This window comes from Gallaecimonas xiamenensis 3-C-1, from assembly GCF_000299915.1.
In the GTDB taxonomy this organism is placed as follows: domain Bacteria; phylum Pseudomonadota; class Gammaproteobacteria; order Enterobacterales; family Gallaecimonadaceae; genus Gallaecimonas; species Gallaecimonas xiamenensis.
Genome location: NZ_AMRI01000027.1, coordinates 19,388 through 39,257 on the forward strand (window position 1 = coordinate 19,388; position 19,870 = coordinate 39,257).

At 62.8% G+C, this 19,870-nt stretch carries 17 protein-coding genes and 1 tRNA gene; 9 read left to right on the forward strand and 9 right to left on the reverse strand.

Annotation, left to right across the window (positions count from 1 at the left end; translation table 11 throughout):
* Window positions 1–191 precede the first annotated feature (191 nt).
* On the forward strand, window positions 192–764 hold the full coding sequence (locus B3C1_RS16080) for a hypothetical protein (RefSeq protein WP_156804593.1): 573 nt from the start codon (window positions 192–194) through the stop codon (window positions 762–764).
* A 24-nt stretch (window positions 765–788) separates the two neighbouring features.
* Here B3C1_RS16080 and B3C1_RS16085 read toward each other — a convergent pair whose 3' ends face one another.
* From B3C1_RS16085 to B3C1_RS16095, 3 genes are all read right to left on the reverse strand, one after another.
* The gene (locus B3C1_RS16085) at window positions 789–1,547 is read right to left on the reverse strand and encodes a nucleotidyltransferase domain-containing protein (protein WP_008486126.1); all 759 of its coding nucleotides are present in this window, start codon (window positions 1,545–1,547) and stop codon (window positions 789–791) included.
* Window positions 1,544–2,686, reverse strand: a complete 1,143-nt coding sequence (locus B3C1_RS16090; protein WP_008486128.1) for a slipin family protein — start codon at window positions 2,684–2,686, stop codon at window positions 1,544–1,546. Before B3C1_RS16090 ends, B3C1_RS16085 begins: the two co-directional genes overlap by 4 nt.
* A 259-nt stretch (window positions 2,687–2,945) precedes the next feature.
* Window positions 2,946–3,016: transfer RNA gene (locus B3C1_RS16095), tRNA-Asn, on the reverse strand.
* A gap of 214 nt (window positions 3,017–3,230) precedes the next feature.
* Between B3C1_RS16095 and rtcR the strand changes: the two genes are divergently transcribed.
* The 6 genes from rtcR (at window position 3,231) to fabI (ending at window position 11,390) form a co-directional block, all read left to right on the forward strand.
* A complete protein-coding gene (gene rtcR, locus B3C1_RS16100) occupies window positions 3,231–4,865 on the forward strand; it encodes an RNA repair transcriptional activator RtcR (RefSeq protein ID WP_051012940.1) in 1,635 nt (544 codons plus the stop codon).
* Window positions 4,866–5,005: 140 nt separating this feature from the next.
* Window positions 5,006–6,223, forward strand: a complete 1,218-nt coding sequence (locus B3C1_RS16105) for an RtcB family protein (RefSeq protein ID WP_008486130.1) — start codon at window positions 5,006–5,008, stop codon at window positions 6,221–6,223.
* 200 nt (window positions 6,224–6,423) lie between these two features.
* A complete protein-coding gene (locus B3C1_RS16110) occupies window positions 6,424–8,106 on the forward strand; it encodes a PHA/PHB synthase family protein (protein ID WP_008486131.1) in 1,683 nt (560 codons plus the stop codon).
* Between the two features lie 10 nt (window positions 8,107–8,116).
* Window positions 8,117–9,520, forward strand: a complete 1,404-nt coding sequence (locus tag B3C1_RS16115; RefSeq protein WP_008486132.1) for a bifunctional enoyl-CoA hydratase/phosphate acetyltransferase — start codon at window positions 8,117–8,119, stop codon at window positions 9,518–9,520.
* Entirely contained in the window at window positions 9,517–10,635 is a 1,119-nt protein-coding gene (locus B3C1_RS16120) for an acetate/propionate family kinase (RefSeq protein WP_008486133.1), read from the forward strand. The genes B3C1_RS16115 and B3C1_RS16120 overlap by 4 nt, the downstream gene beginning before the upstream one ends.
* On the forward strand, window positions 10,632–11,390 hold the full coding sequence (gene fabI / locus B3C1_RS16125) for an enoyl-ACP reductase FabI (protein ID WP_008486134.1): 759 nt from the start codon (window positions 10,632–10,634) through the stop codon (window positions 11,388–11,390). Before B3C1_RS16120 ends, fabI begins: the two co-directional genes overlap by 4 nt.
* Here fabI and B3C1_RS16130 read toward each other — a convergent pair.
* Window positions 11,374–12,027 (reverse strand): HAD family hydrolase, encoded by a 654-nt coding sequence (locus B3C1_RS16130; protein WP_008486135.1) that lies wholly within the window; start codon window positions 12,025–12,027, stop codon window positions 11,374–11,376. The genes fabI and B3C1_RS16130 overlap by 17 nt on opposite strands.
* A 197-nt stretch (window positions 12,028–12,224) precedes the next feature.
* Between B3C1_RS16130 and B3C1_RS16135 the strand changes: the two genes are divergently transcribed.
* Window positions 12,225–13,715: a GGDEF domain-containing protein gene (locus B3C1_RS16135; RefSeq protein ID WP_008486136.1), complete on the forward strand. Its 1,491-nt coding sequence runs from the start codon at window positions 12,225–12,227 to the stop codon at window positions 13,713–13,715.
* A 5-nt stretch (window positions 13,716–13,720) separates the two neighbouring features.
* Here B3C1_RS16135 and B3C1_RS16140 read toward each other — a convergent pair whose 3' ends face one another.
* A complete protein-coding gene (locus B3C1_RS16140) occupies window positions 13,721–14,458 on the reverse strand; it encodes a rhamnogalacturonan acetylesterase (RefSeq protein WP_192813395.1) in 738 nt (245 codons plus the stop codon).
* Window positions 14,459–14,595: 137 nt separating this feature from the next.
* Between B3C1_RS16140 and B3C1_RS16145 the strand changes: the two genes are divergently transcribed.
* Window positions 14,596–15,633: a pectinesterase family protein gene (locus B3C1_RS16145; protein WP_051012941.1), complete on the forward strand. Its 1,038-nt coding sequence runs from the start codon at window positions 14,596–14,598 to the stop codon at window positions 15,631–15,633.
* On the opposite strand, the gene B3C1_RS16150 is transcribed toward B3C1_RS16145, so the two are convergent.
* From B3C1_RS16150 to B3C1_RS16165, 4 genes are read right to left on the reverse strand one after another with little or no spacing between them, the layout of a single operon-like run.
* Window positions 15,630–16,934 carry a pectate lyase family protein gene (locus B3C1_RS16150; protein ID WP_008486139.1) on the reverse strand — a complete coding sequence of 435 codons (1,305 nt, stop codon included), beginning with the start codon at window positions 16,932–16,934 and terminating at the stop codon, window positions 15,630–15,632. The genes B3C1_RS16145 and B3C1_RS16150 overlap by 4 nt on opposite strands.
* Complete coding sequence (locus B3C1_RS16155; RefSeq protein ID WP_008486140.1) at window positions 16,925–17,821, reverse strand: sugar kinase; 897 nt, start codon at window positions 17,819–17,821, stop codon at window positions 16,925–16,927. The genes B3C1_RS16150 and B3C1_RS16155 overlap by 10 nt, the downstream gene beginning before the upstream one ends.
* Entirely contained in the window at window positions 17,818–18,447 is a 630-nt protein-coding gene (gene eda / locus B3C1_RS16160; protein WP_008486142.1) for a bifunctional 4-hydroxy-2-oxoglutarate aldolase/2-dehydro-3-deoxy-phosphogluconate aldolase, read from the reverse strand. The genes B3C1_RS16155 and eda overlap by 4 nt, the downstream gene beginning before the upstream one ends.
* Window positions 18,431–19,867 (reverse strand): mannitol dehydrogenase family protein, encoded by a 1,437-nt coding sequence (locus tag B3C1_RS16165; RefSeq protein ID WP_008486143.1) that lies wholly within the window; start codon window positions 19,865–19,867, stop codon window positions 18,431–18,433. The genes eda and B3C1_RS16165 overlap by 17 nt, the downstream gene beginning before the upstream one ends.
* Between the last annotated feature and the right edge of the window lie 3 nt (window positions 19,868–19,870).

The following is a 19,870-nucleotide window of genomic DNA, read 5'->3' on the forward strand; positions in this document are numbered from 1 at the left end:
AGAATCTAGATCAAATGCGAATCATTATCAATGATGAATCAAGGTGAAAAACGACAAGCTTGCCCAGGGCCGGATTCGGCCAGGGCCTGTTATCCATAACCAACAAGTTGATTTAAAGCGCTTTTTATGAAGTAATCTGGGGCCAGAAGCCCGGCTGGATGCCGGCCGACCTGCACAACGCAAGGATCCTCGTGGAAAAGCTCAAAGGTTGCCTGTCCCAGGTGTATGTCTGGGTCATCGCCATCTTGTTGATGGTGCTCTTCTCCTACGTCACCTCCATTGTCGACGACTTTATCCTGACCCAGGACACCGCCCGCAACTTCAAGTACCTGGCCCTGGTGCTGACCCTGGCCTGGACGCTGCCCCTGGCCATAAAGCTTTACCGGAGCCGCCAGCAGCTGGCCAAGAAAGGCACTGAACCCTGGGCCATGGGGATGCTGCTGGCCTTTGGCGCCATCGGCGGCTACTTCTTGATGCTGTGCGGGGTACTGACCTTGCTGGCCTACCCGCTGCATCTGGCCCTGGCCGAGGAAAAAATCGAGCAGCTTTGCGCCGTCAGCAGCGACCACGGTGGCGCCAAAGACCCCTGCGGCTCGTCCCTGACCCTGGAAAACGACAGGCTCTATGGCGATATCTGCCATGTTCCCCCGTCCCTGAGGAGCCGCGCCGCCGGCCACCTGTTGAACGCCAAGGGCCAAAGCTCCGGCTTGGGCTTTTCAATCGACAGCGTGGCTGTGCAAGCCACCTACTGCGCCAGGGATTAAAAAAGCCGCCCACAGGGCGGCTTGTTAATGATCCAGGGCCAGGGTCTTCATAAAAAAAGCATCGAAGCTGGCCATGGGCGCCTTGTCCCTAAGGGGCGGCTTGCAACTTTCAAGGGCGTTAAGCTCCCTTGCCATAAAAGCGGCCAGCTCGGCCGACAGCACCAGTTGGTCTTGCTCCAAGGCTTGGCGCTTGAAGGCCAGCAGGCTTTCGAGCTGGCCCGTTATGGCCGCCCCCAAACCCAGGCCCTGGTAGAGGGCGGTAAAATCCAGGGGCGGCAGGCTGTCAAAGCGCAGCAGCCAGCGGGCGCACAGCAAAGGCCGCAGCACATAGAGCGCCCCTTTGACGCTCAGGCCGCCCCGGCCATTGACCTTGGCATTGCCCTTAGCCATGGACAGGTAATGGTAATAAAGGGCCCTTGGCTGCCAGCTGTCCGCCATCAGCTGGCGCGTGGCGCCAAGCCAAACCTCATCGGCCCGGTACAGTATGGGAGAGCGCAGCCATTCCAGCAGGCTGGGGTTGCTGGCCCTGAGCAAGGTCAGGGTTTTATCCAGATCCCAGCCGGCAAAGTCCAGCTCGTCCACTATCGGCTCGGTGAGGGTGTCGCTGCGTTTACCCAGGCTCAGGTAGTGGCTTACCGGGCGGCGATAGACAAAGCGCACGTCAAAATCGCTGTCCGGTGAGGCAAAACCCCAGGCACGGCTACCCGACTCACAGGCAAAGAGTATTTCCATGCCTTCCCTGGCCTCCAGGGCCTTTAACGCCGTCAATATCCGTGTTTTCATGCTTTATTCTCCGAAGTCAGTTTCACCAGCCCTGTCATCAATTGCTCAAGGCCGCCATAGACGTTCAAGTGCCCTACCCTTTCCACCACTTTTTCAAGGGATTCCAGTTCCTTAAGGCGCAGCAGCACTGGGCTGGCCTCCATCATCTTGGCGGTGTTGCCAAGGGAGCGGGTGGCGGCGGTTTCTTCGCGGCGGCGAATCAGGTTAGCCTCGGCCGCTTTTTGGGCCTCTACCACCTGGTTGAGGATGGCCTTCATCTCCCCAGGCAGGATGATGTCCTTGACCCCCACATCCGCCAGTTCGACACCCAGTTCCTGGGCAACCGGGCCCAGCATCCTGGCCACCGCTTTGCTGACCGCATCCTTGTCGGCCAATAGCCCGTCCAAGGTGCGGGTACCCACCACTTCTCTGAGCACCAGTTGCAGGCGCCGGTACAGGTGCTCATCCACCTTCTTCACCTGCCGGGCCACCTGCAGCGGATCGGCAATGCGGTACGCGGCACTGAGGTTGATGCGCAGGCTCACCCTGTCTTTGGTGAGGATCTCCTGGCCGCTCACTTCCAGGCTTTGCCAGGTGAGGTCGAAGATCCGTGCCTGCAGTTCCCGGTTGAAAGCCCAGTAGCCGTAACGGCCAGGCGGCAACTCGGCAATCAACTCGCCGTTTTCAAACAGCAGCGCCTGGCTTTGCTCGGGAACCGACAGGGCGGTAACCGCCTGCTGGTTGCCCACCCGCACCAGGCCCTCACGCAGCAAAGCGGACAGCAGGGCGTTGGGCAGCGGCGCCTTGTCGGCCAGGGCGAAGCGCTCGATACGCAACGCCGGGCCGTCTTTAAAGCTCACATAGCGGCTGCCGGGCACCAATACCGCCAAGGGTTGGTTGTCTCGCCAGATAACGGCGGTTTCTTCAGGCCCGACTTGCCAGATGTTGACCGCGTCGCAAAAGGCCGGCTTTTGCAACAACAGGTCGAGATTAGGGTGCGTCAGCTCGCTTTGTGCCAACGACAGAGATTCAAATTGCAGCCCTTGGCCGGGCATCCAAAACCAGTGGCGGCCAGGGGCCAACAGGGTTTCAAAACGGCCTCGGCGGTACACCAGTACCCGCTGGCCATCGCTGACATCCAATTTATTGATAAAAAACATTTTTCTCTCCTTGTTATGGATCCCGGCGGGGGAGCTGGCTACTGGCAAAAAGCGCTGTCAGGGCAGCCTTGCCTGGCTGCTGCGGCGTCCCTGCCGCACCCTGACGGGGCTTTTCCGTGCGGGTAAAGGACTACCCTCACCTGCTGCTGCCCACCGGGTTGATACTTCAGCCGGTAAACCGCACCGGCCGAGGTATCGCTTGTCATTGTGTTTTTAGATGAGGGACTCGAACCCCCAAGCCCTAAGGCATTCCACAGGTTGGATTGAGCTGGACTCGAACCAGCTACAGCCGAATTAACACTCGGTGCTCTACCTAATGAGCTATCAATCAGGAGAATGGCTATCCCTGGCGGTACATCCTTCCCCAGCGGGGGGATGCCGGCCTGGTGCCAAACCAGGGCCACAGCCAAGGCCATTCAGGTAAAGGAATTACAAAGGCCGTGCCAGCCGACGCCGACTGCCAACAAAAATTCGCAAGTCATTGTTTTAAAAAGATTTAAAGAAATCACCGGTACAGGACTGGCTATGTGTTGCCAAAACCACCATGGAAACTTACTATCGTAAAAATACTGTGTTTATCAGGATAGATAAGTTGAAAAACGTGGTGATAGGCCTGCTTGGCAACGTCAAGGACAGCAGGGGCAAAGGCAAAAAACGCTGGGAGCAATGGCGCCCCACCTTGGGGGTCTGCCAGCAGCCGGACTTGGCAATCAGCCGTTTCGAACTTCTCTACCACCCGGGAGACTCGCGCCTGGCCAATAACGTGGCAGCCGATATCCAGACCATATCGCCACAGACCGAAGTCAGGTTGATGCCCCTTGATCTCAGCGACCCCTGGGATTTTCAGCAGGTTTACGGCTGCCTCTTGGACTTTGCCGAAAACTACGCCTTTGCCCCCGAGCAGGAACGCTACCTGCTGCACATCACCACCGGCACCCATGTGGCGCAGATCTGCTGGTTCCTGTTGTGCGAAGCCAACTACATACCGGCGTCCTTGCTGCAATCGAGCCCGGATCGCGCCCAAGACAACCCGGCCGGCAAGGTGGATGTCATCGACTTGGATCTCTCCAAGTACGACGCCTTGAGTTCACGCTTTCAGCGCCGCCATCTGGAAGGCACCGCCTTCCTTAAATCCGGCATCGCCACCCGCAACCACCAGTTCAACAGCCTGATCCAGGAAATTGAGCAGGTCGCCATTCGCTCCCGCGCCCCCTTATTGCTGACCGGGCCCACCGGCGCCGGTAAGTCGCAACTGGCCGCCAACGTCTACCAGCTCAAGAAAAGGCGGGGCTCGGTGCGGGGGGATTTTGTGGCGGTCAACTGCGCCACCCTGCGCGGCGACAGCGCCATGTCGGCCCTGTTTGGCCACCAAAAAGGCGCCTACACCGGTGCCTTGCAGGCCCGTAAAGGCCTGCTGGCCAAGGCCGATCAGGGCTTGCTGTTCTTGGACGAAATTGGCGAGCTGGGCCTGGACGAACAGGCCATGCTGCTGCACGCCATAGAGGAAAAGCAGTTCTACCCCGTGGGTAGCGACAACCCCGTGTCCAGCGATTTCCAGTTGATCGCCGGCACCAACCAGGACTTGCAGGCCCAGGTGCAGGCCGGGGCCTTTCGTGAAGACTTGCTGGCCCGCATCAACCTCTGGCATTACCCCCTGCCGGGGCTAAAAGACAGGCGTGAAGATCTCGAACCCAACCTGGATTTCGAGCTGGCCAAGGCCACAGAGGAGCTGGGTTACAAGGTGGGTTTTAACCAGCAGGCCCGCAAGGCCTACCTGGATTTTGCCCTGGCCGCCGACGCCCTGTGGCTTGGCAACTTTCGCGACCTCAACGCCAGCGTGCAGCGCATGGCCACCCTGGCCGAAGGGGGCCGGATAACCCTGGATATTGTCCAAAAAGAGCGCCAGCGCCTGGGCCGATACTGGCAGCGGGACATCGACCCCGAGCTGCCGTTATTGAGCGAGGTGCTGAGCGAGGGGCAGCTGGCCGAGATTGACTTGTTCGACCAACACCAACTGCGCCAAGTGATCGCCGTCTGCCGCCAAAGCCGCAACCTCTCGGAAGCCGGCCGCCAGCTCTTTAACCGCTCGCGGGAGAAGAAAAAATCCAGCAACGACAGCCACCGGCTGCGCCAGTACCTGGCCAAGTTCGCGCTGAGCTTTGATGACATTAACGGTTAACTGGCTATCTATTTGGATAGATAAATCATTACCCCTTCGGCCACCAATGCTATCAAGCCATTGAAATTAAATGACTTTAAAGATTGGCACTGTCCTTGATTAAGACTTGGATACCACAGACACCAACACAAGGAGCAACAGTGCAATACCAAGTAACCAAGAGCCAGGGTGGCCTCATTAAAAGCTGGACCAAGGGCGTGCCTTTCGACCCCAAGGCCCAGGCGCAATTGGCCAACCTCGCTGCCCTGCCCTTTGTAGGGCCCTGGGTGGCGGCCATGCCCGATGTGCATCTGGGTAAAGGGGCCACTATCGGCTCGGTGCTGCCCACCCAAGGCGCCATTATTCCTGCCGCCGTTGGCGTGGATATCGGCTGCGGCATGATGGCGGTCTGTACCGACCTGCACGCCCGCCAGCTGCCCGACTCCCTAGCCGCCCTTCGCAGTGAGCTGGAGCGGGTGATCCCCCATGGCCGCACCCAAGGCGGCCGCCGGGGCCAGGACAGAGGCGCCTGGCACAACGTGCCGGACGACATCGCTGGCGTGTGGCAGCAACTGCAAGGTGGCTTTAAGGTCCTGTGCGACAAGCACCCGGAGCTTGAAAAGACCAACAACGTCAACCACCTTGGCACCCTTGGCACCGGCAACCATTTTGTGGAGCTGTGCCTGGACGAGCGCGACCAGGTCTGGCTGATGTTGCACTCGGGCTCAAGAGGCGTGGGTAACCGTATCGGCGAGCACTTTATCGCCCTGGCCAAAAAGGAAATGGAGCGCCACCAGATCCAGCTGCCGGACAGCGACCTGGCCTATCTGCGCGAAGGCAGCGCCCATTTCGACGACTATGTGGCCGCCGTCGGCTGGGCCCAGCAATACGCCCGCCTCAACCGCCAGGCCATGATGCAACGTGCCCTTGGCGCCCTGGCCAGGGTGCTGGGCAAGGCCGTTGTGGTTGAGCAGCAAGCGGTGAACTGCCACCACAACTATGTGCAGCAGGAACAACACTTTGGCGAAACGGTCTGGCTGACCCGTAAAGGGGCGGTAAGCGCCCAGCAAGGGGAGCTGGGGATCATCCCCGGCAGCATGGGCGCCCGCTCCTTTATCGTGCGCGGTAAAGGTAACGCCCAGAGCTTTTGCAGCTGCAGCCACGGCGCCGGCCGGGTGATGTCCCGCACCGAGGCCAAAAAGCGCATCTCCGTTGCCGAGCACGCCAAGGCCACCGCCCATGTGGAGTGCCGCAAGGATGCCGAAGTGGTGGACGAAAGCCCGGCCGCTTACAAGGACATCGACGCGGTGATGGCGGCCCAGGCCGACTTGGTGGAAGTGGTGCACACCCTGCGCCAGGTGATCTGCGTAAAAGGTTAACAAGCCGCCCACCGGGCGGCTTTTTTCTTGGGGCCCACCAGGCAAGGATTGATAACCCTCCAGGGCGCCGGGCCAAAGGCAAACAAGGGGCTGGCGCTACGGCGCCAACTGCACATTATTTGACCTGGATTATAAAAAGCGTCATCCCTAGGGGGCACCATGGCAAAAGTGCCCCTTTTAATGGACTAAGGATGGTTAGGATGACGGCCTCGCCCTTTGACGACTTTGATCGCCTCTACCAGGCAAACCTGGCCCGGCTGACCCTGGGGCTGACCCCGGCTGGCCTGGGCGAGGCCTATGGGGCCTGGCTGGCCCATTTGGCCATCAGCCCCGGGCGCCTGGCGGAGCTGGCGCTCTTTCCCTGGCTGGACTGGCCGGCGCTGCTGGACTCGTCAAAGGACGGCGCCAAAGACCCGCGCTTTGCCTCCAGCCATTGGCAGCTTTGGCCCTGGCAGGGCCTGGCCCAGGGCTTTGCCCAGGCCGAGCGCTTTTGGCAGCGGGCCACCACCGGCATAGAGGGGCTGTCTCCCCAATACCAGCAGATCCTCGCCTTTGCCGCCCGCCAGTACCTGGACGCCCTTTCCCCCAGCAACTACCTGGCCAGCAACCCCGATCTGCTGCACACCAGCTTGCAGCAGCTGGGCCAGAACCTGGTCAAGGGAGCCCAAAACGCCCTGGAAGACTGGCGCCGCAACCTTACCTGCGAGGCGCCGGTGGGCACCGAGGCCTTCGAGCCGGGCCGGGATCTGGCCTGCACCCCCGGCAAGGTGGTGTATCGCAACGGCCTGATGGAGCTGATCCAATACCAGCCGGCCGGGCCCAGCGTCCATAAGGAGCCGGTGCTGGTGATGCCGGCCTGGATCATGAAGTACTACATCCTCGACCTGTCCCCCCACAATTCCCTGGTCCGCTACCTGCTGGAGCAGGGCCACAGCGTCTTTATGATCTCCTGGAAAAACCCCGGCCCCGGTGACCGGGACCTTGGCATGGAAGACTATGTGCGCGACGGCGCCCTGGCCGCCATAGACGTGGTGCAGCGCCTGGCCAAAGGCGCCCCCCTGCACTTGGCCGGCTACTGCCTGGGGGGCACCCTGGCGCTGCTGACCGCCGCTCATCTGGGCAGCCGCCCCGATAACCCCTTGCAGACCCTGACCCTCTTTGCCGCCCAGGGGGACTTTACCGAGGCCGGGGAGCTGATGATCTTCGTGACCCCCAGCGAAGTGGCCTACCTCAAGAGCATGATGTGGGCCCAAGGCACCCTGGACACCAAGCAGATGGCCGGGGCCTTCCAGCTGCTGCGCTCCAACGACCTGATCTGGTCGCGGCTGGTGCACGAGTACCTGCAAGGGGAGCGCTCCCCCATGAGCGATCTGATGGCCTGGAACAGCGACGCCACCCGCATGCCCTACAAGATGCACAGCGAATACCTGGAAAAGCTGTTTCTCAACAACGAGTTTGCCGAGGGCCGCTACCAGTTGTTCGGCCAGCCGGTGGCGGCCGGCAATATCAAGATCCCCATCTTTGCAGTAGGCACCGAAAAGGACCATGTGGCGCCCTGGGTGTCGGTGCACAAGGTGCACCTGCTCAGCACCAGCGACGTCACCTTCGTGCTGGCCAGTGGCGGCCACAACGGCGGCATCGTCAGCGAGCCGGGCAGGCCCCATCGCCATTACCGCATCGCCCTGAAAAAGGCCCAGGACCCTTACCTGTCCCCAAAGGCCTGGCAGGAGGCGGCCACGCCGCAGCTGGGCTCCTGGTGGCCGGCCTGGCAGGGCTGGCTGGCCCAGCACAGCTCGGGGCAGGTCGCCGCCCCCAAGGGCCTTGGCAGCCGCCAATACCCGCCCCTGGGGGACGCCCCCGGCCACTATGTCTTTGACAAATAAGGACGCGCCCATGGACGCCCAGCCCCTTTGCAACCTGACCTTCGACGAGCTGGCCCTGGGCCAGAGCGCCAGCCTGACCCGCACTTTGACCCAGCACGATATCGACCTCTTTGCGGTGATGTCCGGGGACGTCAACCCGGCCCATATGAACCCCGACTACGCCAAGGCCAGCCTCTTTCATGGCGTTATCGGCCACGGCATGTGGTCGGGGGCCCTGATTTCCACCGTGCTGGGTACCCAGCTGCCCGGCCCCGGCACCATCTACCTGGGCCAGGACATCCGCTTTTTAAAACCGGTGCACGTAGGGGATACCATCACTGTCACCCTCACCGTCAAGCACAAGGCCACCGGCAAGCCCCTGGTGGAATTTGACTGCCAATGCCATAACGGCAAGGGCGAGCTGGTGGTGGCAGGCACCGCCACTGTGCTGGCCCCCACCGAGCACCTGCGCCTGCCCCGCCCGGTATTGCCCCAGGTGGAGCTGTACCAGGACCACTACCAGGACATTCTGGCCCGCTGCCGCACCCTGGGAGCCGTCAAGACCGCCCTGGTGCACCCGGTCAACGGCGCCGCCCTGGCCGCCGCCCTGGAAGCGGCCGCCGAAAACCTCATCGAACCTGTGCTGGTGGGCCCCAAGGAGCGGATCCTGGCTGCCGCCCGCGACAACAACATCGATATCAGCCCCTGGCAACTGATTGACGTGGAGCACAGCCATGCCGCTGCCGCCAAGGCGGTGGAGCTGGCGGCCAGCGGCCAGGTGGCCGCCATCATGAAAGGGGCCCTGCACAGCGACGAACTGCTGGGAGCCGTGGTCAAAGGCAGCGGCGGCCTGCGCACCGAAAGGCGCATCTCCCATGCCTACATCATGGAAGTGCGGGGCTACCCCAAGCCCCTTATCATCACCGACGCCGCCATCAACATCGCCCCCACCCTGGAAGAAAAGGCCGATATCTGCCAGAACGCCATCACCCTGTGGCACACCCTGTTCGGCCACCATCGCCTGCCCAAGGTGGCGCTGCTGTCGGCGGTGGAAACCGTCACCAGCCGCATGGCCTCTACCCTGGACGCCGCCTGCCTTTGCAAGATGGCCGACCGGGGCCAGATCAGCGGCGCCCTGCTAGACGGCCCCCTGGCCCTGGACAACGCCATCAGCCCCCAGGCCGCCCGGGAAAAAGGCATCGACTCGCCGGTAGCCGGTGACGCCGACATCCTGGTGGTACCCGACATCGAAGCGGGCAACATGCTGGCCAAGCAACTGACCTTCCTGGGCCAGGCCAACGCCGCCGGCATAGTGCTGGGGGCCAGGGTGCCCATCATCCTCACCAGCCGCGCCGACAGCCTGCGTACCCGATTGCTGTCCTGCGCCACCGCCGTGTTCCTGTCCGCCGCCCGCCAGCAGGGGGACCTGAAATGACCCAGGCCCTGTTGGTGCTCAATACCGGCTCGTCCAGTGTCAAATTCCGGGTCTTTGCCCTGGCGCCGGGGCTGGCGCTGCTGGCCGGTGGCAAGATTGAAGATATCGGCAGCGGCGCCAGCATCAAGGCCAATGTGGCTGGCGGCCAGGCCACCCTGGGAGCCCTGCCCGAGGTCAAGGACCACGACCAGGCGGTATCGCTGATGCTCGATTGGCTGGACAGCCACAACAGCGGCTGGCAGCTGGTGGCCTGCGCCCACCGCATCGTTCACGGCGGCGACCGCTACCAGCAGGCCACAGCCTTGGACGAGGCCGCCCTCGATTACCTGGCGGGGCTGACCCCCCTGGCCCCCCTGCACCAGCCCCACAACCTGGCCGGGGTGGCGCTGGTGGCGGCAAGGCGCCCCGGCCTTCGCCATTACGGCTGCTTTGACACCGCCTTTCATGCCCGCCACCAGCCCCTGTTCAACCGCTATGCCCTGCCGGACCGCCTCTTTGAGCGGGGCATACGCCGCTACGGCTTTCATGGCCTGTCCTACGACTGGCTGGCCCATTGCCTGCGCCAGGAATACCCGGCCCTGGCCCAAGGCAAGGTGGTGGCCGCCCACCTGGGTAACGGCGCCAGCCTCTGCGCCATGGCTGGCGGCGCCAGCGTCGACACCACCATGGGCATGACCGCCCTCGAAGGGCTGCCCATGGGCACCCGCTGCGGCAACCTGGACGCCGGGGCGGTGTTTTTCATGGTCAAGGATCTGGGCATGGCCCTGGCCGAAGCCGAGCGCCTGCTCTATGAAGAGTCGGGCCTCAAGGGGCTGTCGGGGATCAGTAACGACGTCAAGGTACTGCTGGCAAGCGCCGAGCCCAGGGCCCGTTTTGCCCTGGATTTTTTCGCCCTGAAAGTGGCCCAGCAGGTGGCGGCCATGGCGGTGTCCCTGGGGGGGCTGGACGCCCTGCTCTTTACCGGCGGCATAGGGGAAAACGCCGCCCCCATCCGCCGCCAGATCCTAAGCCACCTGGCCTTTTTACCGCCCTTTGCCCACCTGGTGATCGCCGCCAATGAAGAGGCCGCCATGGCCACCGAGATCCTCGAAGGCTTTGCCAAGGAGCTGCTATGACCCGTCCCCTGTGCGGCCTGATCGTCGGCCTGGCCAACAATGAGTCCATTGCCTTTGGCTGTGCCAAGGCCCTAAAGGCCATGGGCGCCCAGCTGGCCGTCACCTACCAGAGCGACAAGGCCAAGCCCCATGTGGCGCCCCTGGCCAGCGACCTGGAGGCGGATATCTTTTTGCCCCTGGATGTGCGGGACGAGGGCCAGATGCAGGCGCTGTTCCAGACCCTTGGCAGCCGCTGGGGGCGGCTGGACTTTGTGCTCCATTCCATCGCCTTTGCCCCCAAGGCCGACCTGCAGGGGCGCTTTGTCGACAGCTCGGCGGCGGGCTTTACCACGGCCATGGACATCTCCTGCCATTCCCTAGTGCGCCTGGCCCGCTACAGCGAGCCGCTGATGGCCGAGGGCGGCGCCCTGCTGACCATGAGCTATTACGGGGCCCAGAAGGTGATTGCCAACTACAACCTGATGGGGCCGGTCAAGGCGGCCCTGGAAGCCAGCGTCCGCTACCTGGCGGCCGAACTTGGCCCCAAGAACATCAGGGTCAATGCCCTGTCCCCCGGCCCGGTGCTGACCCGCGCCGCCTCTGGCCTGGCCCATTTTGACCAGCTGATGGCCCAGGCCGCCGCCAAGGCGCCCCTGCACCAGCGGGTGTCCATCGACCAGATAGGGGAAGCGGCAGCCTTTTTATTGTCGGACAAGGCCCGTCATATCACCGGCCAGGTGCTGATGGTGGATAACGGCGTCAGCGCCCTTGGCTAAGCAGCCAGTCACAGGCGGCGTCCATGTCCGCCAACACCGCAGCGGCGCCGCTAAAGTCGTGGCCTTGGGACAATTCGTTGGGAATGGCGATACAGCCAAGGCCCGCCGCCAGGGCCGAGGCCAGGCCATGGGCGGTATCTTCTACCGCCAGGGCCTGATCCTTATCCAGCCCCAGCCGGGACAGGGCTAACAGGTAGGGTTCGGGGTGGGGTTTGCCAAAGTGCACGTCATCGCCACAGACGATGGTTTCAAAGAGGCTGTCAAAGCCGTAGGCACGGCAGCTGGCGGCCACTTCATGGCGGCCAGCGCCGGTGACCATGGCCAGGCGCAGCCCGGCTGCTTTGAGGCGGGCCAGGGTCCGGGCCACCCCGGGCAGCAAGGGAAAGGCCGCCTCGGCCAGGAAGCGGCGGGTGAGGTCGCCTTTGGCGGCCAATAGCTCGGCCGCCGTGGTTTGCGGATGGCGCCCGGCCAGCAGCTCCGCATTGGCCCGGGTGGGCATGCCGGCAAAATGCCGGTCGTACTCGGCCTTGGCCAGGCTCAGCCCCAAGGGCGCCAGCGTCTCTAGCCACAGTTGGTAATGGATCTGTTCCGACGCCACCAGGGTGCCGTCATGGTCAAACAAAATGGCCTTGAGCATGGAGCCTCCAGGGGCCTAAAGGAGCACTTTCAGGGCCGGACCGCAAGCCCGTGCAGGAAAGTGACGAGGGCGACAAAAATGTTGTCAAAAAGTAAAAACCAAGGTGGTAGCATAACCCCATAACAAAGAAGGGAATACTAGGCTGGGCCGGTTATCCCTCCACCACAAGCGTTTGAAACCGTTACCAGGGACCTTCATTGCAAAAGCCTTATCCTCCCGAACCTGCCTTGCCACAAAGCTTGCCTTGGCGCCTCAGGTTCAACGCCATCCTGGTGCGCTACCCGCTGCTGAGCCACTTGCTGTTGGCCTTGCTGTGGCTGGGCATGTGGCGTGCTTCGGCGCTGCTGGAATACGCCCCCCACGCCAGTATCTGGTTCCCCCCGGCCGGGGTCAGCTTTGCCGCCTTGCTGCTGGTAGGCCGGCGCGCCCTGCCCTCCTTATGGGTTTGCGGCCTTATAAGCACTTTTTGGGAGAACAGCCTTTACCAGAGCCAGCACCCCTGGCCTGTGCTGGTTAGCGCCGGGGTGCTGTTCGCCTTGGCCCACAGCCTGTCCTACTGGCTGGGTGCCGCCTTTATCCAACTGCTGGCCAAAAAGGCCCTGCGCCACAACCTGCCGAAAATCATCCTGACCTTCCTGCTGGTGGGGCCCATGGCGGCGCTGCTGGCCACCGCCTTCGGTACCCAGGCCCTGGCCCTGGGTGGCGTTATGCCAGAAGCGGCAGCCCGCAACATCTGGCTGGCCTGGTGGATAGGGGACCTTATCGGCGTGGTGGTGCTGACCCCGCTCTTTGTCAGCCTGGTGGCCCAGATCTACCCCAAAAGCGGGGCCTGGCTCAGTGACGTGGGGCTGCGCCAGGAAGGGGGGCCCCTGTACGGCTACCTGACCAAGCTGCTGCTGAGCGCCCTGCTGCTGACCCTGGCCATGGTATTGACCGCCCAATTTCACTACCAGGAAGTGGCCTTCTCGGTGTTCTTTCTCTGTATTCCCCAGATGTGGATCGTCTACACCGAAAATCCCCTGCGCGGCGGCCTGAGCCTGGCCATCCTCAGCACCCTCACCGCCCTTTGGATAAAACTGATGGGCCTGTCAGAACATGCCCTTATCTACCAGTTCGCCATCAATGTGCTGGCCGCCAGCACCTATTTTGGCCTGACCGTGCCGGTACTGGTGTCCCACAACGTGCGGCTGCGGGAGCTGGCCCTGGAGGACAACCTCACCAAGGTGGCCTCCCGTAACCACTTTTTCGACCAGGCCCAGCAGGAGCTGCAAAGGGCGGCCCATTACCGCCAGCCCATCGCCCTGGTGGTGTTCGACATAGACCACTTCAAGGACATCAACGACAGCCTGGGCCACAGTGCCGGCGACAGCGCCCTGCGCCAGGTGGCCAAGGCCGCCCGCCAGCAGCTGCGCCAGGCCGATCTGCTGGGGCGCTTTGGTGGCGACGAATTCTTACTGTTGCTGCCAGGCAGCAACCTGGCAGAGGCGCAAGTGGCGGCCCATAGGCTGCGCCGGGCTTTGCAGGGGATCCGTGTCAAAGGCCCGGAACAGCCCCTTTCCGGCAGCTTCGGAGTGGTGGAAGTGGCCGAGGACGAAGATATCTTCGCCGCCTTCGACCGGGCCGACGGCCTACTGCTGGAAGCCAAACGCCTGGGCCGCAACCGAGTACAAGCCAGCCCGGCGGCCTAGGGCCCTTACCTCAAATAGGCCGCCAGGGCCGGCAGCTGCTGGCGGATGGCCGCCACCGCCTGATCGCTCATGCGTTGGGCCCCCTGTGGGCTGAAGTGGGTGTTGTCCTCCACCCCCTGGGGGTAGTTGGGGTTTTGCCCCGGTGCCAACTGCAAAAAGAGGGCCCGGGACGGCTCGGCCCCCAAGCTCACCAGCACCGCTTCGCTGCGCCTGTGCATATCCAACAGCGGCACCTGTTTATCCATGGCCACCCCCCTGGTGATGGCCGGGTAAACCCCGTGCACGTCATAGAATTGGCCTTTGTCGTCGAAGCGGCGGCGCATCACCGGGGTCAGCAGTACCGGTTTGGCGCCCTTGGCCCTGACATCCGCCACGAAGCGCTCAAGGTTTTGCCGAAAAGCGTCCGGCGGCGTGTACCTGTCCACCTTTTCCTTGGACTGGTCGTTATGGCCGAACTGGATAAAGACCCAATCGCCCGGCACCAGGGCATCCACCAGGGCCTGCCAGCGCCCCTCTTCGATAAAGGTGCGGGTGGAGCGGCCATTCTTGGCCAGATTCACCACCTGCAGTTGCGGCTTGAAGGCCTGTTGCAGCCGCTCCCCCCAGCCGGTTTCCGGGCGCTTTTCGGGGAGCTTTTCGGCCAGGGTCGAATCGCCGGCAAGATATAGGTGCTGGGGCACCAGAGACGTGCTGGCGCAGCCAAATAGCCACAGGGCACTGAACAGGATAAGGGCTTTTTTCATCGGGGTTACCTCTGCCTTTTTGCCCACCATACGCCAGCGCCAAACCACCTTTTGGGCAAAAAGGGGAAAATTCCATATATGGAACAGGCCGTTAGCCAAGGGGCGTTAGCATCGTCTGGCTAACCAAGGAGGCGCCCATGCGTGCAATGATGATCTGGCTTGTGCTTTTCTGTGGCTCGGCCCTGGCCGAGCCCTATCAAGCTGTGGTGGGCCCAGGGGGTGATTACCCCAGCATTGGCGCGGCCCTGGCAGCGGTGCCCAAGGACAATGGCAAGCCCTTTACCATCTTTATCCAGGACGGGGTCTACCAGGAAAAGCTCAGCGTCGATAAACCCCATGTGCGCCTTTTGGGGCAAAGCCAGGGGGGCACCATCATCCGCTTTGGCGACAGCGCCGAGGCCAAGGGCGCAGACGGCAAGGCGGTGGGCACCTGGGGCAGCTATGTGCTGCGGGTAACGGCGCCGGATTTCTCGGCCCAGAACCTCACCATAGACAACAGCTTCGATTTCCCCGCCAACGCCGCCAAAAGCGACACCGACCCCACCAAGGTGCGCCATACCCAGGCCGTGGCCCTGGCCACCACAGGGCAAAGCGACCGGGCGCTGTTTCGCCGGGTGACCCTTATCGGCTACCAGGACACCCTGCTGATGGACGCCGGCCGCCAGCTTTTTGAAGACTGCACCATCAAAGGCAACGTCGACTTTATCTTCGGCAAGGGCCAGGGAGTATTTCGCCGCTGCGACATCGTTTCGCGCAACCGCCCCGGCGCCAAGGTCACCGGCTATATCACCGCCCCCAGCACCGATATCAGCCAGCCTTACGGCATGCTCTTTGTGGACAACCGTTTCATAAAGGAAAAAGGGGTGCCCAAGGGCTCGGTACGCCTGGGCCGCCCCTGGCACCCCAGCGGTGACCCCAGGGCCGAAGGCTCGGCAGTCTTTATCAACAACTTTATGGATGACCATTTCGGCCCACAAGGCTATGCGGACATAGGGGTGACGCTGCCAAGCGGCCAACCGGCCCGCTTCCAGTGGCAGCCCTGGTCGCGGTTTTTCGAGTACGGCAACACAGGCCCTGGTGCCATCAAAGATTCCAACCGGCCCCAGCTGTTGCCGGCCGCCCTGCCCTGGTACAGCGCCGACGCGGTGCTGGCCGGTTGGCAGCCGGGCCCCTAAAAGGCCCCCAGGGCGTTGAGGTACATTTCCAGGTTGCTGTACTGGGCCGATAGCTGGTGGCCATTAGGGTCACTGACCCCGTGGCGCCGCTCCCAGTCGTCGGCCATGCCGTTGTGGTTGGCATCGACAACCGGTGGTTGCTTGAATTCGCGCCCGTAGGCGGCCCAGCTGCCGATGGCCTGTAGCTCGCTGTCAATCAGCTGGCCCTGGCCGCTTTTCACCTCGGTGAGCACCGCACTGTCAACGCTGTCGCGAAAAAGGCCATGGGCGTTGCGGTTGGCCCCCACCTCCCCTTTTTGCACCAGCAGCTGATAGCTTTCGGCGGCGCTTTGGCTGGCCAGCATCAACGCCATAGCGGGGTAGCGAAAGGCCTTGGTTTTTAAGTGCTTGGCAGCCAGCTTGGCCATGTCCTCGTCGTTGAGCCTTGGCCAGGCGGTAAGGCTAGCGGACGCCTTACCGGCCATCAGGTTACCACTTAAGAAAAGGTCCCCGGCCTTATCGGCGCCCCACAGCTCGAAGATGGCGCGGTGTTGGCTGGCCGGCCCCGGCAGGTAGCTGTTGCCAATGATATTGACCTTGCCCTGCTCGTTGCCGTAGCTGCCGTGCTCGCCCCAGTTGAAGATGACGTTATTGCGAAAATCCACCAGCTCTTCGCCCTGGGGATAATTTGGCCCCAGGCGCCAGCCGTTAAAACGGGGCAAGCGGCTTTGATGGTTGGCCAGTAGATTGTGGTGAAAGCTGGCCCCCCGGCCACCCCAGATACCGCCATAGCCGTGCTCGCCCTTGATATGGCCGGCGTGGTCCAGGCTCTGGGCAATCAGGCTGTATTGCAGGGTAAAGCGATTGTTGTTGTAAAAGCTGGCGGTCTCGTCGATGGACCAACTCATGGAGCAGTGGTCGATGATGATGTCGCTGTGCTGGCGGCCGTTGATGGCGTCCCAGTCGTCAGCAACGCGCCCTAAGCGAAAGCGAAGATAACGGATGATCACCTGGTCGGCTTCCACCCGGGTTTCGGCGCCTTTAAGGACGATGCCCCCCGGCGAGCTTTGCCCGGCCAGGGTCAGCTGGCCTTGGCTGATGACAAGCGGCTTTTTAAGGTCAATAACCCCGGAGACGCTAAACACCACGATGCGCGGCCCGGCTTGTTCGATGGCCCAGCGCAGGGTGCCGGGGCTGGCATCGTCTTTTAACGAATCCACAATCAGCACCTGGCCGCCACGGCCCCCTACCGTGTAGCGGCCAAGGCCATCTGCGCCGGGAAAGGCCAGCACCTGGGCCAGCAACAATGCGCTCAGGCCCATTGGCTTTGCTCGATAATGGCGCCTCGGTAGCCTATCACCCGCCTTGCAAGGGCCGCCCCCAGCTTGGCCGCCTCCAGGGGGCTTTGGCCGTCCAGGCGCGCCGCCAGGTAGCCGCCGTTAAAGGAATCGCCGGCGGCGGTGGTGTCCACCACCTGCTCGGCCGGGGTCACGGCAAGGTACTGACCGTTCACAAAAAGCCGCTCCGGCCCCTGCTTTATCACCAGCTCCTTGACCCCAAGGCCGGTTAAAAAATCTGCCGCCTGCTCCGGGCTTTGCTGGCCCCACAGCAGCTGATGTTCTTCGAGCCCCGGCAAGGCGATATCAGCGCAGCCATAGGCCTGCGCCAGCCAATGGGCCGCCTCTTCCTTGCCCCAGAGCTTGGCCCTGTAGTTGGGGTCAAACACCAAGGTGGCGCCTTGGGCGCGCAGCGCCTTTAAGCGCCCCAGCAGCAGCGCCCGGTGCTCGGCGCTTAAAATGGCCAGGCTAATGCCGGAGAACAGCAGCAGATCGGTACCACTAAAGGCGGCGCCGTTATCCTCTTCGATGCAGCGCACCAGTTGCCGGGCGGCGGCTTGGCTGCGCCAGTACAAAAAATTGCGCTCGCCGTTCTCGTCCACCTCAATCAAATAAAGCCCAGGCATGGCTCCTGCCAACTGATAGCAGTGGCGGTTGTCGAGGCCTTCGGCGCGAAAACGCGCCAGCATCGCCTCGCTCATGGCATCGTCGCCAACGGCGGTGAGCAGCCCCACCTGGGCCGGGGTTTTCAGGCTGCGCTTTAAGTAAACGGCGGTGTTGTAGACATCGCCGGCAAAGCCCTGGCGATAGAGGCCGCCCTCGGCGGCGGCCATCTCCACCATGCATTCCCCCAGCATCAGCAGTTTTTTCATAGGCCCGGCACCTGGCTTTTGGCGGCGGCGCGCTGGCTGATACCCTGCCAGTTACCCTCGGCCACCAGTTTATTGGGGGCTATCCAGCTGCCGCCCACGGCAAAGACGTTACCCAACGCCAGGTAGCTGGCGAGGTTGTTCTCCGCTACGCCGCCGGTGGGGCAAAAAGTCACGCCCGGGAAAATGCTGCTAATGGCCTTTAATAGCGCCACCCCGCCGCTGAGCTCAGCCGGAAAGAGTTTCAGTTGCTGGCAACCGGCCTCGACCATGCGGCCTATGTCAGAGAGGCTCGATACCCCAGGGGCAAAGGGCAGCCCGGTGTCCATCAGCGCCGCCAGCAGTGTGTCGGTGGTGGTGGGGGTAACGATAAACTGGGCGCCGGCTTCTCGCACCGCCCGGGCCTGCTCGCCGCTCAGCACAGTGCCGGCCCCTACCCGCACCTCTGGCACTTCACTTCGGATAGCCTTGATGCAGTCCAGCGCCTGGGCGTTTCGCAGCACCACTTCCACCTGGCCAATGCCGCCTTGGTGAATGGCACGGGCAGCGGCCACGGCCGCCGCTGCAGAGTCGGCCTGGATAATGGGGACAAGGCGGCTTTGGTCCAACAGATCAGTCAATAAGGTCATGAAGGCGTTCTCGTACGCTGTTAAGGGTGATGCCGTCCAGGCGTTGGTAGGCCGCCTTGAGGGCAGCGGCAAAGACGGGGTTGGCGCCCAAGTCGCCAAAGACCTCGTCGAGCGCCAAGAAGGCATCCGGCCCCCGGCAGGCCAGTAGCTTGGCGGCCAGCGGGTCGGTAAGGGCATCGCCGCTTTGGGCCTTGGCTTCGATAAAGCGCAGCCAGGCGGCAACGGCCACGCAGAGCCGGTCGATGGAGTGGCCTACCTTGAGGTTGTCCCGCACCGTGCCCAACAACCGAAACGGCAGCTTTTGCGAGCCGTCCCAGGCGATTTGCGCCAGCAGATGGCGAATGTAGGGGTTGCGATAGCGAGCGAGGATGGCCTCGGCGTAAGCGGCCAAGTCCATGTCGTCCGGGGCGGTCAGGGACGGCACTATCTCCTTGGCTACCAAGGCGTCGATAAAGTCCGACAGCACCGGCTGGCTGATGGCTTCCAGTACGGTTTGAAGCCCCAGCAGGCTGCCGAGATAAGCCAAGGTGGAATGGGTGCCGTTTAACAGCCGCAATTTCGCCTGTTCATAAAGGGCCACGTCTTGGGTGAAAGTCACTCCAACGGAATCGAGGGCCGGTTTAGGGCCGGAGAAGTGGTCTTCAATCACCCACTGGCTAAAGGCTTCGCGCTTGATGGGCCAGGCGTCTGTCACCCCCAGAGTCTGGGCGACGGTAGCTTCAAGGTCGGCTTCCGAGGCCGGGGTGATGGAGTCCACCATGGAGCAGGGAAAGGCCACCTTGGCCGCTATCCAATCCCCAAGTGCCGGGTCGAGGCGCCCGGCCAGGGCCAGCACCGCCCCTTTGAGCTTGTGGCCGTTGTCCACCAGGTTGTCGCAGCTCAGCACAGTGAGGTTTTCAAGGCCGGCCTGGCGGCGGCGCTGCAACGCAGCCACCAAGAGGCCAATGGCCGACACCGGCGCGCTGATATCGGCCAGATCGGCGGCAATATCCGGGTGCTGCCAATCGAGTTTGCCGTCTTTAAGGCAATAGCCCTTCTCGGTAACGGTCAGGCTGATGAGATAAGTCTCGGGGCTCGCCATCCGCGCCAAGATGGCGGCCATGTCGGTTGGCGCCACCAGCAGCTCGGTAAAGGCGCCGATAACCCGCATGCCGCTGGTTAAATCCTGCACCGCCAGGGTGTAGAGGTTGTCCTGGGGGCCAAGTTTTTCTTTAAGGGCTGGCGAGCGCAGCGACACCCCGCAAATGCCCCAGCGCGGGTCTGTGGCCAGCAGGCTGTCGATATACACCGCCTGGTGGGCCCGGTGAAAAGCGCCAGGGCCTATGTGCACTATGCCGGTTTTCACCTCGCCCCGCTGGTAGCGGGGCTTTTGCACGGCGCCTGGGATTGCGGCCAGGGCGCTACTGGTCAGTCTTTGCATAGC

What these genes read in the sequence shown, in the direction of transcription:
- B3C1_RS16085 (WP_008486126.1), bottom strand. Translation starts at nt 1,547, where the DNA reads ATGAAAACACGGATATTGACGGCGTTAAAGGCCCTGGAGGCCAGGGAA.
- B3C1_RS16090 (WP_008486128.1), bottom strand. Translation starts at nt 2,686, where the DNA reads ATGTTTTTTATCAATAAATTGGATGTCAGCGATGGCCAGCGGGTACTG.
- rtcR (WP_051012940.1), top strand. Translation starts at nt 3,231, where the DNA reads ATGGAAACTTACTATCGTAAAAATACTGTGTTTATCAGGATAGATAAG.
- B3C1_RS16110 (WP_008486131.1), top strand. Translation starts at nt 6,424, where the DNA reads ATGACGGCCTCGCCCTTTGACGACTTTGATCGCCTCTACCAGGCAAAC.
- B3C1_RS16115 (WP_008486132.1), top strand. Translation starts at nt 8,117, where the DNA reads ATGGACGCCCAGCCCCTTTGCAACCTGACCTTCGACGAGCTGGCCCTG.
- B3C1_RS16120 (WP_008486133.1), top strand. Translation starts at nt 9,517, where the DNA reads ATGACCCAGGCCCTGTTGGTGCTCAATACCGGCTCGTCCAGTGTCAAA.
- fabI (WP_008486134.1), top strand. Translation starts at nt 10,632, where the DNA reads ATGACCCGTCCCCTGTGCGGCCTGATCGTCGGCCTGGCCAACAATGAG.
- B3C1_RS16130 (WP_008486135.1), bottom strand. Translation starts at nt 12,027, where the DNA reads ATGCTCAAGGCCATTTTGTTTGACCATGACGGCACCCTGGTGGCGTCG.
- B3C1_RS16140 (WP_192813395.1), bottom strand. Translation starts at nt 14,458, where the DNA reads ATGAAAAAAGCCCTTATCCTGTTCAGTGCCCTGTGGCTATTTGGCTGC.
- B3C1_RS16145 (WP_051012941.1), top strand. Translation starts at nt 14,596, where the DNA reads ATGCGTGCAATGATGATCTGGCTTGTGCTTTTCTGTGGCTCGGCCCTG.
- B3C1_RS16150 (WP_008486139.1), bottom strand. Translation starts at nt 16,934, where the DNA reads ATGGGCCTGAGCGCATTGTTGCTGGCCCAGGTGCTGGCCTTTCCCGGC.
- B3C1_RS16155 (WP_008486140.1), bottom strand. Translation starts at nt 17,821, where the DNA reads ATGAAAAAACTGCTGATGCTGGGGGAATGCATGGTGGAGATGGCCGCC.
- eda (WP_008486142.1), bottom strand. Translation starts at nt 18,447, where the DNA reads ATGACCTTATTGACTGATCTGTTGGACCAAAGCCGCCTTGTCCCCATT.
- B3C1_RS16165 (WP_008486143.1), bottom strand. Translation starts at nt 19,867, where the DNA reads ATGCAAAGACTGACCAGTAGCGCCCTGGCCGCAATCCCAGGCGCCGTG.